General features: G+C 66.3%; 15 protein-coding genes. 5 read left to right on the top strand and 10 right to left on the bottom strand.

Translation table 11 applies throughout. The features are described 5' to 3' along the window. Positions 1 to 21 precede the first annotated feature (21 nt). From denD to ACXAG6_RS00585, 7 genes are read right to left on the bottom strand one after another with little or no spacing between them, the layout of a single operon-like run. Positions 22 to 981 carry a D-erythronate dehydrogenase gene (gene denD / locus ACXAG6_RS00615; protein ID WP_475334047.1) on the bottom strand — a complete coding sequence of 320 codons (960 nt, stop codon included), beginning with the start codon at positions 979 to 981 and terminating at the stop codon, positions 22 to 24. Beyond that, positions 978 to 1,880: a sugar kinase gene (locus tag ACXAG6_RS00610; protein WP_475334046.1), complete on the bottom strand. Its 903-nt coding sequence runs from the start codon at positions 1,878 to 1,880 to the stop codon at positions 978 to 980. Before ACXAG6_RS00610 ends, denD begins: the two co-directional genes overlap by 4 nt. Continuing rightward, positions 1,877 to 2,719 carry an SMP-30/gluconolactonase/LRE family protein gene (locus tag ACXAG6_RS00605; protein WP_475334045.1) on the bottom strand — a complete coding sequence of 281 codons (843 nt, stop codon included), beginning with the start codon at positions 2,717 to 2,719 and terminating at the stop codon, positions 1,877 to 1,879. The genes ACXAG6_RS00610 and ACXAG6_RS00605 overlap by 4 nt, the downstream gene beginning before the upstream one ends. After that, positions 2,716 to 3,861, bottom strand: coding sequence for a fumarylacetoacetate hydrolase family protein (locus tag ACXAG6_RS00600; protein WP_475334043.1), 1,146 nt, complete (start codon positions 3,859 to 3,861; stop codon positions 2,716 to 2,718). Before ACXAG6_RS00600 ends, ACXAG6_RS00605 begins: the two co-directional genes overlap by 4 nt. Continuing rightward, a complete protein-coding gene (locus ACXAG6_RS00595) occupies positions 3,845 to 5,242 on the bottom strand; it encodes an FAD-binding oxidoreductase (RefSeq protein WP_475334042.1) in 1,398 nt (465 codons plus the stop codon). Before ACXAG6_RS00595 ends, ACXAG6_RS00600 begins: the two co-directional genes overlap by 17 nt. Beyond that, complete coding sequence (locus ACXAG6_RS00590) at positions 5,239 to 5,835, bottom strand: LysE family translocator (RefSeq protein ID WP_140015814.1); 597 nt, start codon at positions 5,833 to 5,835, stop codon at positions 5,239 to 5,241. Before ACXAG6_RS00590 ends, ACXAG6_RS00595 begins: the two co-directional genes overlap by 4 nt. Continuing rightward, the gene (locus tag ACXAG6_RS00585; RefSeq protein ID WP_475334040.1) at positions 5,835 to 6,863 is read right to left on the bottom strand and encodes an L-idonate 5-dehydrogenase; all 1,029 of its coding nucleotides are present in this window, start codon (positions 6,861 to 6,863) and stop codon (positions 5,835 to 5,837) included. Before ACXAG6_RS00585 ends, ACXAG6_RS00590 begins: the two co-directional genes overlap by 1 nt. Positions 6,864 to 6,976: 113 nt before the next feature. On the opposite strand from ACXAG6_RS00585, the gene ACXAG6_RS00580 reads away from it, so the two are divergent. The 3 genes from ACXAG6_RS00580 to ACXAG6_RS00570 all read left to right on the top strand — a co-directional run bounded on the left by ACXAG6_RS00580 (position 6,977) and on the right by ACXAG6_RS00570 (position 9,675). Next, on the top strand, positions 6,977 to 7,729 hold the full coding sequence (locus ACXAG6_RS00580) for an SDR family oxidoreductase (RefSeq protein WP_475334039.1): 753 nt from the start codon (positions 6,977 to 6,979) through the stop codon (positions 7,727 to 7,729). Positions 7,730 to 7,748: 19 nt separating this feature from the next. Continuing rightward, positions 7,749 to 8,666 (top strand): NAD(P)-dependent oxidoreductase, encoded by a 918-nt coding sequence (locus ACXAG6_RS00575; protein WP_475334037.1) that lies wholly within the window; start codon positions 7,749 to 7,751, stop codon positions 8,664 to 8,666. A 124-nt stretch (positions 8,667 to 8,790) separates the two neighbouring features. Then, a complete protein-coding gene (locus tag ACXAG6_RS00570; protein ID WP_475334036.1) occupies positions 8,791 to 9,675 on the top strand; it encodes a DMT family transporter in 885 nt (294 codons plus the stop codon). On the opposite strand, the gene ACXAG6_RS00565 is transcribed toward ACXAG6_RS00570, so the two are convergent. Then, the gene (locus tag ACXAG6_RS00565; RefSeq protein WP_475334034.1) at positions 9,676 to 10,059 is read right to left on the bottom strand and encodes a hypothetical protein; all 384 of its coding nucleotides are present in this window, start codon (positions 10,057 to 10,059) and stop codon (positions 9,676 to 9,678) included. 144 nt (positions 10,060 to 10,203) lie between these two features. Here ACXAG6_RS00565 and ACXAG6_RS00560 point away from each other — a divergent pair, with 144 nt between their 5' ends. Next, positions 10,204 to 10,743 (top strand): RNA polymerase sigma factor, encoded by a 540-nt coding sequence (locus tag ACXAG6_RS00560; protein WP_475334033.1) that lies wholly within the window; start codon positions 10,204 to 10,206, stop codon positions 10,741 to 10,743. Between the two features lie 209 nt (positions 10,744 to 10,952). Continuing rightward, complete coding sequence (locus tag ACXAG6_RS00555; protein ID WP_475337888.1) at positions 10,953 to 12,869, top strand: vWA domain-containing protein; 1,917 nt, start codon at positions 10,953 to 10,955, stop codon at positions 12,867 to 12,869. 217 nt (positions 12,870 to 13,086) lie between these two features. On the opposite strand, the gene ACXAG6_RS00550 is transcribed toward ACXAG6_RS00555, so the two are convergent. Together ACXAG6_RS00550 and ACXAG6_RS00545 are read right to left on the bottom strand one after the other, a co-directional pair. Then, complete coding sequence (locus tag ACXAG6_RS00550) at positions 13,087 to 14,703, bottom strand: tryptophan halogenase family protein (protein ID WP_475334032.1); 1,617 nt, start codon at positions 14,701 to 14,703, stop codon at positions 13,087 to 13,089. Between the two features lie 79 nt (positions 14,704 to 14,782). Beyond that, positions 14,783 to 15,322, bottom strand: a complete 540-nt coding sequence (locus ACXAG6_RS00545) for a PAAR-like domain-containing protein (protein ID WP_475334031.1) — start codon at positions 15,320 to 15,322, stop codon at positions 14,783 to 14,785. Positions 15,323 to 15,383 lie beyond the last annotated feature (61 nt).

Here is a 15,383-nt window from a genome sequence, read left to right as displayed (position 1 = left end):
GCGGTGGGCAGATTGCCCACCCTACGGGCGGTCGTCTTCGATGTAGTAGCGGATGTTGTCTTCGAAGCTCTCATCGGCCTCCAGCCCCAGCTTCAGCGCCTTTTCGGGGCGCAGGTCAAAGCGCCAGCCTTTGACGATGGCCTGGATCTCGGGGTCGTCGTTCCATGTGATGAGCCTTTCGGCCTCGGGGCCTGCGACCGCCGTCATCGCATCGATGCACTGGCGGATCGTCCACATCCGGCCGGGCATCTGCACGGCGCGGTTGGGGCCGAAGTCTTCTGCCGGGATTTCGGCGCCTTTCACGAGGTTCTCCACGCATTTGCGGGGGGAGAGGTAGTAATGCGGAAAGCTGTCATCCACGGGGCAGTTGGCCTCCACGCCGTTGAGCGGCTCGCGGAAGATCGACGACATGAAGGAGGAGGCGGCGAGATTGGGCTTGCCGGGGCGCACCGAGATGGTGGGCAGGCGGAAGGCGCGGCCGTCGATGAAGCCCTTGCGGGAGTAATCGGTCACCAGCATTTCACCGATGGCCTTTTGCGCGCCGTAGGAGGTTTGCGGGTTGAGGGAGGAGTGATCCACGATCGGGTCTGGCGTGTCGCCGCCGTAGACGGCCATGGAAGAGGAGAACACGACCACCGGGCAGGTGCCGAGGGCTCGGGCGCGTTCCAGCACGTTGATGGTGCCGTGCATGTTGATGTTCCAGCCAAGGTCAAACTCGGCTTCGGCCTGGCCCGAGACGATGGCGGCGAGCAGGTAGATCACGTCGGTATCGGTGGTGATGGTGGCTTCCATCGAGGCTGGGTCGGTGATGTCACACTGCGCGGTATCGACGGCAAAGGGGGCCTCGACGGGCGCGGGGGCCACCACGTCGGCCAGCGTGACGCGGGTGATCTCCTTGCCGCGCAGGGTGCCCTTGGCGGCGAGGGCTTGGGCGAGTTTTTGGCCGACAACGCCGGCGCCGCCGATGATGAGGATGTTCATTTGCTGTTTCCTTCGAAGATGGACGGGACCAGCGCGCCGGGCGCGCAGATGACTTTGGCGGCCAGTTGCATGGCGGCGCGGGCGGCCTCTTCAGGCGGCTCCTTTTGCGCCAGCCCGGCAAGGAAGCGGGCGGCGAAGCTGTCGCCCGCGGCGGTGCTGTCGACCACCTCGTCCACGGGCTCGGCGGCGATTTCGGTGATGCCCTCGGGCGTGGCGAGGGTGAGCGCGCTGGCGCCGTTCTTCACCGCGATGATATGCGCCCCGGCCTCGCGGTAGCGCTCGATGGTATGCGCGGGCGTGGCGTCGCCAAACAGGGCGGTTTCCTCGTCGAAGCTGGGCAGCACGATGGAGGCGGCAGAGGCCCCGAGAGTGAGGCCACGCTTCATTTCGGCTTCGCTGTCCCAGAGCCGAGGCCGCAGGTTGGTATCGAAGCTGACGGTGGCGGGCGAGGAGCGCAGGGCGTTGCAGAGGCGCACGCGCTGATCGGGCGGCAGGATGGCCAGCGTAATGCCCGAAACGTGGATCATATCGGCCTGCGCGAAGGTGGCGGCGAGCCAGTCGGTATCTTCCCCCAGCATCCGGGCGGCGGAGTTGCTGCGCCAGTAGGAGAAGCTGCGCTCGCCGTTGTCGGTGGCGATCATGTAGAGGCCCACGGTGCGATCGGGGATTTCGCGCACCGCCGGTGTGATGCCCTCGCCCTCGATGAAGCGCAGCATCTCGGCGGAGGTGGCATCATTGCCGACTGCGGTGGCGTAGGTGACGTTCCACGCCGCAGGCAGGCAGCGGCGGGCGTACCATGCGGTGTTGAAGGTGTCGCCTGCGAAGCCGCGGCGGTAGGTGTCTGGCCCGGTCTGGGCCAGTTCGACCATGCATTCGCCTATGGCGAGAAAGCGGCTCACAGGATCACCTGATGCTCGGCCTGGCCGGTGGCCTCGGGATCGAGCAGGTAGGTGCAGCCGTCCTCCGGCGCGGGGTTCGGGTCTTCCTGAATGGCGGTGGTGACGTAGAGCTGGTCAAGCGCCTCGCCGCCGAAGGCCGGGCAAGTGGTGTTCTTGCCGGGGACGGGGAGGGCGCGCAGCTCGGTGCCATCGGGCGCGTGGACGGTGACCTTGGAGTGGCCGTATTGCGCGATCCAGAGGTTGCCTTGGGTGTCGCAAACCGCGCCATCGGGGCGGTGTCTTTCGACGGGGAGGGTGAGCCATGGCTCGGGGTCGCCCTTGGGCCAGCCATGCTCGTCCAGCGCGATACGCCAGATCTGGTTCATGGGCGTATCGGCGACATATGCGGTTGTGCCATCGGGGGAGAAGCAGGTGCAGTTGGGGATTGACCAGTTGTCCCACAGTTGGCGCAGCTCGCCGCGATAGTAGCGGTAATAGGCGCCTGCGCCGGTCTCTTTCTTGCAGCCCATTGTGCCAATCCAGAAGCCGCCCTGAGGGTCTGCCCGGCCATCGTTGGAGCGGGTGGCAGGGTTTTCGGCCTCGAGCGCCACGATCTCCTCGCGGTCGCCGGTCGTGAGGTTGAAGGTGAACAGCGCGGCATCGGAGGCGATGAGCAGCGTGTCCCGGTCAACCCAGCCCGCTGCCGAGACGTAATGCTCGAACTCCCAGGTGAAGGTTTGGCCCTTCCGCTGGGTGTGCATGTGGTGCTTGTTGATGTCGAACCAGAAGAACTCTTGCCGCTCGGGGTGCCAGAGCGGGCCTTCGCCGAGGTTGCACTGGGTGTCGTCATAGAGGCTCATAGCAGGCCTCGCTGGGCAAGGTTGCGCATGAGGGCGGAGGTGCCAAAGGTCCACTCCGGCGCCTCGGTGGAAAGGCGGACGGTGTTGGTGAGGGTGCCGAGCAGCGGGGTAGAGATAGAGACGATATCGCCCGCGTGGTGGGTGAAGCCTTGGCCCGGTGCGTCACGGTCTTTGACCGGGGCGAACATGGTGCCGAGGTAGAGGAAGAAGCCGTCGGGGTACTGATGGTGGCGGCCGATGGTTTGGGTGACGATCGAGGCGGGATCGCGGCTGATCTTCTCCATGCTGGAGCTGCCTTCGAGGGTGAAGCCGTCGGTGCCGGTCACGCTCATGGTGAGGTGGGCTTTGCGCACGTCATCAAGGGTGAACTTGTCGTCAAAGAGGCGCAGGAAGGGGCCGAGGGCGGCGGAGGCGTTGTTGTCTTTCGCCTTGCCGAGCAGGAGGGCGGAGCGGCCTTCGACATCGCGCAGGTTGACGTCATTGCCCAGCGTGGCGCCAACGATCTTGCCCGTGGAGGAAACGGCAAGCACCACCTCCGGCTCGGGGTTGTTCCAGCTGCTCATCGGGTGCAGGCCGACGGATGCGCCAAAACCGACGGCGGCCATGGGCTGGCATTTGGTGAAAACCTCGGCATCCGGGCCGATGCCGACTTCGAGGTATTGGCTCCAGAGGCCCTCGGCTTGCAGGACGGTCTTGACGTCCATCGCCTGATCGCTGCCCGGGGTGATGCCGGAGAGGCTGTCTCCGATCACGGATTTTACCTTGGTGCGGATCTCTTCGGCGCGGTCGGCATCGCCTGCGGCCTGCTCTTCGATCACCCGCTCGACCATGCTCTCGGCAAAGGTGACGCCGCTGGCCTTGATGGCTTGCAGGTCTGCCGGGGCAAGGAGGCGCAGGGCATCGGGGCCGGCGGCTTCGGTGGAGGCCTCGGCCAGCTCGTCAAAGGTGCAAAGGAAGTTGCCGGGGGCGGAGCGGGCGGTGGCGGCCGGGTCTGGCTGCTCCAGCAGGGCCTGCATGGTCGGGATCGCCTTGGAGGTGATGTCCACCACGCGGTTTGCCTCAAGGCGCACCACGCAGGGGCCGACCTCAGGCTTCCAGACGCGGGTTGTCAGGACGGCCTGATCACTATTCTGCGGCAGCATGGGGCACCTCGTTGATTGGCGGCAGAAGCTTGCCGGGGTTGAGGATGTTGCGCGGGTCAAACGCCTGTTTGATGGCGCGCATGTAGGCAAGGGCGGGGCCGTGCTCGGCCTCCATGTATCGCTGCTTTCCGAGGCCAATGCCATGCTCGCCGGAGACGGTGCCGCCAAGGCGGATCGCGGTCTTGGCGAGTGCCCCGGTGAAGGCTTCGGCGCGTTGCATCTCTTCGGGGTCTGTCGGGTCAACGCTGACGCCGGCGTGGAAGTTGCCGTCGCCCACATGGCCGACGATGGTGGAGGTGAGGCCCATTGCGACCGCGTCTTTCTGGGCCTGAAGCACGGCCTCGGCCAGCCGCGAGATCGGCACGCACACGTCCGTCGGCCAGAGGTGCTTGCCCTTGCCGAGCGCGGCGGAGGCGTAGTGGGCCTTGTGGCGCATGGCCCAGAGGGCGGTGCGGTCTTCGGCCTTTTCGGCCACTTGCCAGCCGGATGCGCCGAAGTCTTCGGCAATCGCCCCGAAGGTTTCGGCCTGTTCGGCCACGCCAGCCGGGGTGCCGTGGAACTCCAGAAAGAGGTGCGGCTCTTCGGGCAGGCCCGCGCCAGAGTAGGCGTTGAAGCCTTTCACCATCATCTCGTCGAGCAGCTCGATCCGGGCCATGGGCAGGCCGGACTGGATGGTGGTGATTACGCAGTTCACCGCGTCTTCGACCGAGCCAAAGCGGCAGGTGGCGGCGCTGGTGGCCTCGGGGATGCCTTGGAGGCGCAGGGTCAGCTCGGTGATGATGCCGAGCGTGCCCTCGGAGCCGATCAGTAGGTGGGTGAGGTCGTATCCGGTGGAGGATTTGCGGGCCTCGGTGCCGGTGCGGATCACGGTGCCATCGGCCATGACCGCCTCCAGCGCGAGGATGTTCTCGCGCATGGTGCCGTAGCGGACGGCGGTCGTGCCGGAGGCGCGGGTGGCCGCCATGCCGCCGATGGAGGCGTCAGCACCGGGATCGACCGGGAACATGAGGCCGGTGGCGCGCAGCTCTTCGTTGAGGCGCAGGCGGGTGATGCCGGGCTGGACGGTGCAGTTGAGATCTTCGGGGCGGACTTCGAGAACGCCCGCCATGCGGTTCATGTCAAGCGAGAGGCCGCCGGAGGTGCAGAGGTGCTGGCCTTCGAGCGAGGAGGCGGCGCCGTAGGGGACGACGGGACAGGACTCTTCATGGCAGATTTTCAGAATCTGGCTGACTTCTTCGGTGGTTTCGGGGAAGGCCACGGCATCGGGCGGGGTGTCTGGATAGTAGGTTTCGTTCGCCCCGTGCTGGTCGCGCACCGCGCCGGAGGTGACGAGGCGATCACCGAGGAAGGCGAGGCGGGTGATGGCGTTGGCTATCGTCATGTGAGGAAGCTCGCGTAGAGGGCTAGGGCGACCACGGCCAGCAGCGAGGCGGCCATGGCGTAGTTGATCTTGCGGTGGGCGGATTCGGGCAGATTGAGCCGGTGCAGGGTGGCCCCGGCCCAGAGCCAGCCGAGGTGGATGGGAATCCAGACGGCGTTGAGGATCAGCACCTTCAGCACGGTTTCCCACACAAGGCTTTCCGGCAGGAAGGGGAACCCGGCGAAGAGCGCCGTGTTCACCGCGTAGGCCTTGGGATTGATGGTTTGCAGCAGCACGCCGTTCATGATGCCGGGGGCGGACTTGGCCTCGATGAAGGCGATCTTGCTGCCCGCGAAGGCGATCTTGGCGGCGAGGTAGCAGAGGTAGGCCACGGAGGCGACGGTGAGCACGATGCGGATGGCGGGCACGGAGAGGACCACGGCGGCCAGCCCGGTGATGACGGCGAGGCCGACGAGGTTGTTGCCGATGAAGAGGCCGGTGACATAGCGCAGGCCGGGTTTGAAGCCGAAGCCCGAGCCGACGCCAGCCGTTGTCAGCACGCCCGGGCCGGGGGTGATGATGAGGAAGAAGACGGCGGCGAAGAAGGTGAGCATCAGAATTCCAGCTGCACTTTCATCGCGCGGGACTTGTCGGAGGCCGTGATAAAGGCCTTCGCATAGTCGGCCAGCGGGTAGCTGTGGGTGATGAGCGGGGTGACGTCGATCAGGCCCTTTTGCATCAGGGCGATGGCGGTGGCGAACTCTTCGTGGAAGCGGAAGGAGCCTTTGAGGGAGATTTCACGGGTTGTGAGGGTGGTCAGCGGCACCGGGATGCTGCCGCCGAGGCCGAGCTGTACGAGGGTGCCGCGCGGGCGCAGGCCGACGACGGCCTGATTGACCGCGATGGCGGCGCCCGAGCACTCGAGGGCCACGTCGAAATAGCCCTTGCCCTCGGTATAGACGCCGAAGCCGTTGATGTCGGCGGCGGTGTTCAGCGTGGTGTCGGCCCCCGAGGTGGTGGCGGCCTCCAGCGCGGGGTCGAAGATGTCTGTCGCCACGATTTCACCGGCACCGGCCTGGCGGACGGCGCGGATGCAGAGCTGTCCGATCGGGCCGCAGCCGGTGATGAGCACGCGCTTGCCGAGGAGGTCGCCGGCCTGACGGGTGGCGTGGAGGCAGACGGCGAGCGGTTCGGCCATGGCGGCTTGGGCGGCGGAGAGGCCCTCGGCCTTCACGCATTGGGAGGCGAGCGCCACAAGCTCTTCGCGGAAGGCGCCCTGGATGTGGGGGAAGGGCATGGCGGAGCCGTAGAAGCGCATGTTGAGGCACTGGTTGGGCAAGCCGCGCAGGCATTGCTCGCAGGCCCCGCAGGGGCGGGAGGGGGAGACGGCAACGAGGTCGCCTATGGCGAGGCCGGTCACACCCTCGCCGAGCGCGGTGATCTCGCCTGCCACCTCATGACCGAGGATCATCGGCTCGCGCAGCTTGACGGTGCCGAAGCCGCCGTTGTGGTAGTAATGCAGGTCGGAGCCGCAGATGCCGCCGCGCCGCATCCGCAGCGCAACCTCGCCGGGGCCGGGCGCAATGGCATTGCAGTCCTCAAGACGCAGATCATGCGCCCCATGGGCAAACAGGGCCTTCATCGACGTGACTCCTCCCAGAGCGGGGCGGTTGCATGCCGCCTTAAATGGTATACCATTTGCATGAAGGCTCGGCCCCGGATTGTCAACGGGAGGGCGGGCGCGTGGGAGGGCTTATGAAGATTTTTGACCTGACGGGGCGCCGTGCGCTTGTGACCGGCTCGTCTATGGGCATTGGCGCAGCACTGGCAGAGGGGCTGGCGGAGGCCGGGGCCTCGGTGGTGCTGAATGCGCGCAATGCGGAGCGGCTGGAAGAGGCCGCCGAAGGGCTGCGGGCGCGCGGCGCGGATGTGGAAACGCTGGCCTTTGACGTGACCGATGCGAGCGCGGTGCGCGCGGCGGTGGAGGGCTATGGCAAGCCGCTTGATATCTTGGTGAACAACGCCGGGATGCAGCATCGCGGGCCGCTGGAAGACTTTGAGCCGGAAGACTTTGACAGGCTGATGCGCACCAATGTGAACTCTGCCTTTTACGTGGGGCAGGCGGTGGCGCGGGGGATGATTGCGCGCGGCGCGGGCAAGATCATCAACATTGCCTCCGTGCAGAGCCTGCTCGCCCGGCCGGGCATAGCGCCCTACACGGCGAGCAAGGGGGCGATCACCAACCTGACGAAGGGCATGGCGACCGATTGGGCCAAGCACGGGCTGAACTGTAACGCGATTGCGCCGGGCTACTTCGACACCCCGTTGAACGCGGCGCTGGTGGCGGACCCGGAGTTTTCGGCATGGCTCGAAAAGCGCACCCCGGCGGGGCGCTGGGGCAAGGTGGAAGAGCTGGTGGGGGCCTGCGTGTTCCTCGCCAGTGACGCGGCGAGCTTTGTGAATGGGCATACGCTTTTTGTAGACGGCGGAATTACCGCCAGTCTTTGAGATTTTCTGGGAGGAAAACATGGCAGACAAACCGACCGTCGGGTTCATCGGCGTTGGATTCATGGGCCACGGGATGGCCAAGAACATTTTGAAGGGCGGCTATCCGCTGGTGGTGAAGGGCAACCGAAACCGCACGCCGGTGGAGAGCCTGCTGGGCATGGGGGCGACGGAGGCCGCCAGCCCGCGCGAGATGGCCGAGCAATGCGAGATCATCCACATTTGCCTTGGAAACTCGCCGCAGGTGGAGGCGGTTTTCGAGGGCGAAGGCGGCATTTTGGCGGGCGCGCGGCCCGGGCTGATCGTGGTGGAATGCTCCACCGCCGACCCGGTGAGCACGATGAAGCTGGCCGCAGCGCTGGAGGCGAAGGGCGGGCGCCTCGTGGATGCGCCGCTGGGCCGCACGCCGAAGGAGGCCGAAGAGGGCACGCTGGATGCGATGGTCGGCGCGGATGACGAGAGCTACGCCAAGGTGTTGCCGGTGATCGAATGCTGGGCGGGCACCATCAACCACCTTGGGCCCACCGGCAACGGCCACAAGATGAAGCTGCTGATGAACTTCGTCTCGATGGGCTACGCCTCGCTTTATGCCGAGGCGGCGGTGCTGGGGGCGAAGGTGGGGATTTCTCCGCAGCAGTTTCAGACGGTGATCGGCGGCTCGCGGTTGGGCAATGGGTTTTTTGACACCTTCACCCGGGGCTGCGTGGGGCGCGAGGCGGAGGTGCACAAGTTTACCATCCAGAATGCGAGCAAGGATCTGCGCTACGTGAACTCGATGGCCGCCGATGCCGGTGTGGTGAACGTGGTGGCCAGCGCGGTGCGGCACTATTTTTCTCATGTCGAGGCGATTGGCGCGGGCGGCGATTTTGTGCCCTTCGTCACCGACCATGTTGCCCGGCTGAACGGGATGGATATGGAAGAGGAAGTGAAGAAGGGCTGAGGGCAGCTGCTCATCGGGCCCTTGCCTGACGGCGCGGGCGCTCTTCGCAGCGGCGGGGCGCGCGCCCGGGCTTGACCCTGCCGCCCAACCGGGCAACGTGGCGGCGCATCACAGCGAGGCCCCGATGGCTCTGACACCAAATGCCCAGGGCGCGCTCTGGATGACCGCCTCGATGGCGGGTTTCGCGGTTGAGGATGTGTTCATCAAATCCGCCGCCGGTGCGGTGCCGGTGGGGCAGGTTCTGGCGACCTTCGGGGTGATCGGCACGGTGATCTTTGCGGTGCTCTGCCTGCGGCGGGGCCAGCGGCTTGTGCATCCGGCGCTGTTTTCGCGCCCGATGGCGGTGCGCTGTGGCTTCGAGATGATGGGGCGGGTGTTTTATACGCTGGCTATTGCGCTGACGCCGCTTTCAACCGCCTCGGCCATCCTGCAGGCCGCGCCGCTGGTGGTGGCGCTGGGGGCGATGGTGGTGCTGCGCGAGCCGGTCAGCCCGGCGCGCTGGCTGGCGATCTTTGTGGGGTTTGCCGGGGTGCTGCTGGTGCTGCGCCCCGGGCTGGAGGGGTTTGATACTCTGGCGATCCTCTCGGTGCTTGGCATGATCGGCTTCGCGGGCCGCGATTTGGCCACCCGCGCCGCGCCGCCGGTGCTGAGCCACCTGCAACTCAGCCTCTACGGCTGTGCCATTCTGATCCCGGCGGGGTTGGTGATCCTCGCGTTTCAATCGGCCCCGGTGGTGCCCTCCGGCGCGGATGCACTGCGCATTCTGGCGGCTTCGCTTGCGGGGGCCTCGGCCTATTACGCGCTCACCATCGCCATGCGGACCGGCGATGTGGGGGTGGTGGCCCCCTTCCGCTACACGCGGCTGGTGGTGGCGATGGTGCTGGCGGCGGTTGTCTTTGGCGAGCGGCCCGACACGGCGACTTTGGCGGGGTCGGCGATTATCGTTGCTGCCGGGCTTATCGCGCTGGCTACCGGGCGGCGCAGGCGCCCTGTGGCACCCGAAGCCTGACTATTTGTAGAGGCCTGTCTTCACGGAAAGGTCGGTTTCCGTCATCGCGTATTTCTGGACCATGCCGGCCTCGTCAAACAGCACGGTGAGGCTTTTTTGGTAGCCCTTGCGCACGCGCCCGAACATCCGCACGCCGGGGACGAAGCTCACCGCATGGGGGCGTAGCCGTTCGTAGTTGTAGATCCAGATCTCGGTGCCGGCGGCGGTGAAGCTCTTTTGCTGCGGCGCGCCGAGCATGTTTTGCACCTGTATCTGGCTGGTGGTGCCGGGGTGCATCATCTGGGCCACCGAGGTTTCGGTTTGGTTTTTCATCGACATGTTGCCGCTGGAGCTGCAGGCGGAGAGGGCCGCAGCGAGCAGGGCGGCGCAAAGCAAACGGATCATGGGGCGTCCTTTATCGTCATCTGTCCCGTGGCCAATCTGCGTGCGAAGCGGAAAGATTCGGTAAACCGCGCCCGCCCCGTGATTAAAAATTTCACCACCCGCCAAGGATTGACGCCTCGGGCCCGTCCAACCAACGTGATGCGCATGACGGTGTCAGACCATTCTCTTGCCCTGGCCGCCGCGGGCGGTGACCGGGAGGCCTTTGCCTCGCTGCTCCAGCGGCATTACGACCGGCTGTTTGCCTTTGCCTATCGCCTCACCGGCACGCGCCCCGAGGCCGAGGATCTGACGCAGGATATTTGCCTTGCCCTGCCCGCCAAGCTTGCCCGCTACGAGGGGCGTGCGGCCTTTACCACATGGCTCTATCGGGTGGCGGTGAATGCCGCGCATGACCGGCGGCGTAGGGCCGCGACGCAGGCGAAGGCCGCCGATGGCTGGGGCGACTGGGAGCAGGCTCGGCAGGCCGAGATGGCCGAAACCGCAGAGGCGGTGGACTGGCTCACCGCCACCCTGCGCAGCCTGCCGCCAGAGCTGCGCGACACCTGCGCGCTGGTGTTGGGCGAAGAGATGACACAGGCCGGTGCCGCAGAGGTGCTGGGCGTGAGCGAGGGCACAATCGCCTGGCGCATGTCGGAGGTCAAAAAGCGCCTCCGCGCGTTGGCAACCGAGGAAAGAGCGTCATGACCGACGAGTTCGACAAGCTGAAAGCGGCGATGCAATCCGCCCCGCCCGCCCCCGATCCGGAGGCGAAAGAGGCGGCGACGGCCCTTGCCATGCAGGCCTTCGACGATCAGCGCGAAGAAAATCTCGCCACCCGCCAAGGATTGGCCGAGGGCGCGCGTCTCACCCCTGAAGGCCCCCGAAAGGCGGGGCTGCTGCAAGGAGTGAGAGAGATGTTTGCGAAGTTGAGCACAAAGGCGGGCCTCGCCGCCACCACCGGGATCGTCGCTGCGGGGCTGGCCGCTGTAGTTATCATCCCGCAGATGCGCGAGCCGGGTGCGCCCGAGGTTATCACCGTCAATGAAGCGTCCGGCGGGTCGGATCAGGCTGGCACCGAGGGGGCCGAGCGCGAGCAATTGGCCGATGCCGGTGCCTCGCGCGCCGATGATGAGGCCGCCGATGCGGAGCTTGCGCCCGAAGTGGCCCAGACCGAGGCCGCGCCGAAGGTAGCGCAGGAGGAGGTGGCCGAGGCCGAACCGGCAGCGGAAGCCCCGATGGAATCGGATGCCATGGCCGATGTTGCCGCCGAAGCCGCCCCAGAGTTGGCCGCCGGCGTTGCCCCCGCCCGCGCCCGCAAGGAGGGCACCGGTGCCCTTGGGCGCATCGCAGGCGCCTCTCAGCCCATGCCCGTGCCGCCGCCCTCCGATGGCTACGTGGCCCCGCCCGAGCCCGATACCGAGGCCTTCCCCGAGGCCGAGGACAACCCGGTGAAAGTGGCCGCCGAAGAGCCGGTTTCGACCTTTTCGATTGATGTGGATACGGCGAGCTACTCGGTCGTCCGCTCCTCGCTCAACGCAGGCCGGATGCCACCGGCAGATGCCGTGCGGGTGGAAGAGATGGTGAACTACTTCCCCTATGCCTACGCCGCCCCCGAGGCGGATGATCCGGCGCCGTTCAAACCCACCGTGGTTGTGGGCGAAACCCCGTGGAACCCCGACACCCAGCTTGTGACGGTGGCGATCCAAGGCGAGATGCCGGTGGTTGAAGACCGCCCGCCGCTCAACCTGGTGTTCCTCATCGACAGCTCCGGCTCGATGAATCAGGCCAACAAACTGCCGCTGCTGAAGCAGAGCCTGCGCCTCATGCTCCCCGAGCTGCGCCCCGAGGATCAGGTGGCCATCGTCGCCTATGCGGGTTCCTCCGGCCTCGTGTTGCCGCCCACCCCGGCGGGTGAGCGCAGCAAGATCCTGAACGCGCTCGACAACATCGGCGCGGGCGGCTCCACCGCCGGGGCGGCGGGGCTTCAGCAGGCCTATGACGTGGCCGAGGAGATGACCGAGGAGGGCGAAATTTCTCGCGTGTTGCTGGCGACGGATGGTGACTTCAACGTTGGCCTGTCCTCCCCGGATCAGATGAAGGAGTTCATCGAAGACAAGCGCGAGAGCGGCACCTTCCTCTCGGTGCTCGGCTTCGGGCGGGGCAACCTGAACGATGCGCTGATGCAGTCGCTGGCGCAAAACGGCAATGGGCAGGCCGCCTATATCGACACGCTGAACGAGGCCCGCAAGGTGCTGGTGGATCAGCTCACCGGCGCGCTCTTTCCCATCGCGTCTGACGTGAAGATTCAGGTGGAGTTCAACCCCGCCGAGGTGGCCGAGTACCGCCTGATCGGCTACGAAACCCGCGCGCTGAAGCGCGAGGACTTCAACAACGACAAGGTGGATGCGGGCGAGATCGGCGCGGGCCATTCGGTGACGGCGATCTACGAGGTCACGCCGGTGGGCAGCCCCGCCGTGCTGAACGACCCGCTGCGCTACGGCTCCGCCGATGCCTCGGTGGCCCCCGCGCAGGCCGAGAGTGACAACCCCGAGCTGGCCTTCCTGCGGATGCGCTGGAAGGAGCCTGGCGAGAGCGAGAGCACGCTGCTGGAGTTTCCGATCACCGAAGGCATGGGGGAGGCCACCAGCGAGACCCGCTTTGCCGCCGCCATCGCCGGGTTTGCCCAGTTGCTTAAAGGCTCCGACTACCTTGGGGACTGGAGCTACGCCGAGGCCATCGCGCTGGCCAACGGTGCCAAGGGCGAAGACGAATTTGGCTACCGCGCCGAGGCCGTCAACCTGATGCGTCTGGCCGACAGCCTCTCGCAATAACCCCCGAAATCCCGCGCCGCCGTCATCCCCTGTTGGCGGCGCGGATGCAGGCGGCTCAGCCGTCGAGCAGCGCCCGGATCTTTGCCGGGCGAACGGCCCCGGCCCGTCTTTACGGACGTCCCCGCCGGGGCCGTTTCATGTGCTTTGGCTCGCCGGGCCGGGCATGGCCGCGATCCAGCCGCCCCGCCGTAGGGTGGGCAATCTGCCCACCGCCGGGTCACAAAATCGCCGCCTCTCCCTCACCCTTCGCCATCCCGGGCCCGCCGCCAAGCCCCGGCAGCAGCCCGTTCTCTTCCACCACATCCCCACGCAGCGCCCGCAGCAACTCCCGGTGCCCCGCTGCCGCTTGTACCTGCGCACCAATCCCGGCCCGCGCCCGCGCGAGATAGGCCTCCCACTTTGCCGGATCGAGCCGCCGCCCGGTGGCGAATTTGCCCTTTCCATATCCGGTTTCATACACCTGCTTGCCCAGCAGGACTGCCTGATAGGTCATCGGGCTGAACAGGGAGACAAAGCGGATGTCGTGATGCGTCGGCAGGCCGTATTGCCAAAGCTCGATGTTTTCGGCGAGGCTGTCGGGCACCTCCAACTCTTCGCGCGCGTCGATCCAGTATTGGTCATCGGTGCGGTTGCCGAGCGCGTAATGCAGGCAGATGAAATCGCGCACCTCGTTGTAAAGCTCGTCGACGAGGTGGTTGAACCGGTTGCGCAGCGGGTAGGCGAAGTCGCGGTCAGGGAAGTAGGCCACCAGCCAGCGCACCGCAGTGTCGATCATGTGGATTGCCGTGCTCTCCAGCGGCTCGATGAACCCGCCCGAGAGGCCCACGGCCACGCAGTTCTTCACCCATGCGTTCCGGTTGCGCCCCACCCGCATCGGGATCACCCGAGGCTCTGCGCCTTCGCCATCCTCCCCGAGATGCGCCAGAAACTCCGCCCGCGCCTCCTCATCGGTGCGATGCGCGGAGGAAAACACATAGCCCGTTCCGATCCGGTTGAAGAGCGGCACGCGCCAGGACCAGCCAGCCCCGAGCGCGGTGCTTTTCGTTACTGAATCCAGCCGCTCAGGGTCGCGGTGCGGCACCTGCACTGCCATCGCCCGGTCGTTCGCCAGATATTTGCCGTAGCTCTCAAACGGCTCGCCGAGTGCCTGATTGATGATGAGCCCGCGAAAGCCGGTGCAGTCTATCACCAGCTCCACCGGATGCCGCCCGCCGCGCTGAAGCTGGAGCGCCGCCACATAGCCGCGTTCGTCCAGCTCCACCTCCACCAGATCGTCGAGCACATGCACCACCCCTCGGGCGACGCAATGCTCTTTCAGCATCCCGGCAAACTTTCCCGCGTCGAGGTGATAGGCGAAGCCCACGGGCGGCCCGGGCATCTGCCCCCGCCCGCGCGGCCCCTTGGCCTCGGCGGCCAGATCGACCGAGGGGGAGAAGGTTTGCACGAAATCCAGCCCGCCGGTGCCGAACTCCAGCGCGTATTCAGCCGCCGAGACGCCATCAATCGCGGGCGGGTGGGCGAAGGGGTTGATGTAATCCACCCGGTTGCCATCGGCGTCCTCATTCCAATGGCCAAAGACGACCCCGAGCTTGAAGCTGGCGTTGCAGGTGCGGAAAAACTCCCGCTCGTCAATCCCGCCCTGCTTCAGCGTGCGCGGCATGCCCGGCACGGTTGCCTCGCCCACGCCCACGGTGGGGATATTGGGGCTCTCGATCAGCGTTACCCTCACGCCGCCCCCTGGCCCGCCCTTCAGCATCGACTGAAGCAGGAGCGCCGTCATCCATCCGGCGGTTCCCCCGCCGACAATTGTCACCTCGCGGATCGGTTCACCCATGCCCAGTCCCCCACGTCCCAGCCGGTGTGTCACCTGTAGTGAAACTGACTTCGGGGCCAGCCTCGCTCAAGCGTTGCGGCTATTTCATGCGCTTGCTTTGCGGCTTCACCAGATGCGGCGTGTGATCGCCTTGCTGGAGGGTGTGGGTCAGTTCGTGGCCCATGAGCACCGGTTTGCCCTCCATCTTCACGTCGAAGGAGAAGGGAATGAAGCCTGCGCCCGTCATCGCCCTTGCACCGATGGCTCCCTTGGCGCTGCCCGCCTCGTCACCGATCGACCTTACGCGGATGCCCTTGAACCCCGCCTGCTGGAGCGCCTGCTGCACCTTCACCTTCTTGTGCGAGCCGGGTTTGGCCGCGCCGATGTTGGGGTAGGGGATGGGCACGGGGCCGCCCGGTGACGGCGTTTTGCTGACATCAGGGAAGGCAACCACCAGCGTGCCCTGCCAATCCTTCTTGAGCCCGGCCTGCGCCAGAGCCGCGGGCAGGTTGGAGCGCCGCAGTTTCCGGCCCCCCTTCTTGCCCGAGGTCAGGATGATGGTGTCGGTTAACCCCTTGGCCGCATCGTTCAGGTTGGAGCTGCTCAGCTGCAGTTCCTCTTCTTCTTCCTCGTCCGGCATCGAAATCACTCCCTGCAAATAAAGGAGGATTATGCCACCGAATCGGCCCGTTAACACGCTG

The sequence above is a fragment of the Vannielia sp. ABF1_015 genome (genome assembly GCF_056160745.1).
Note: the sequence above shows the minus strand (reverse complement) of the source record. Positions and strands in the feature narration are given on the sequence as shown.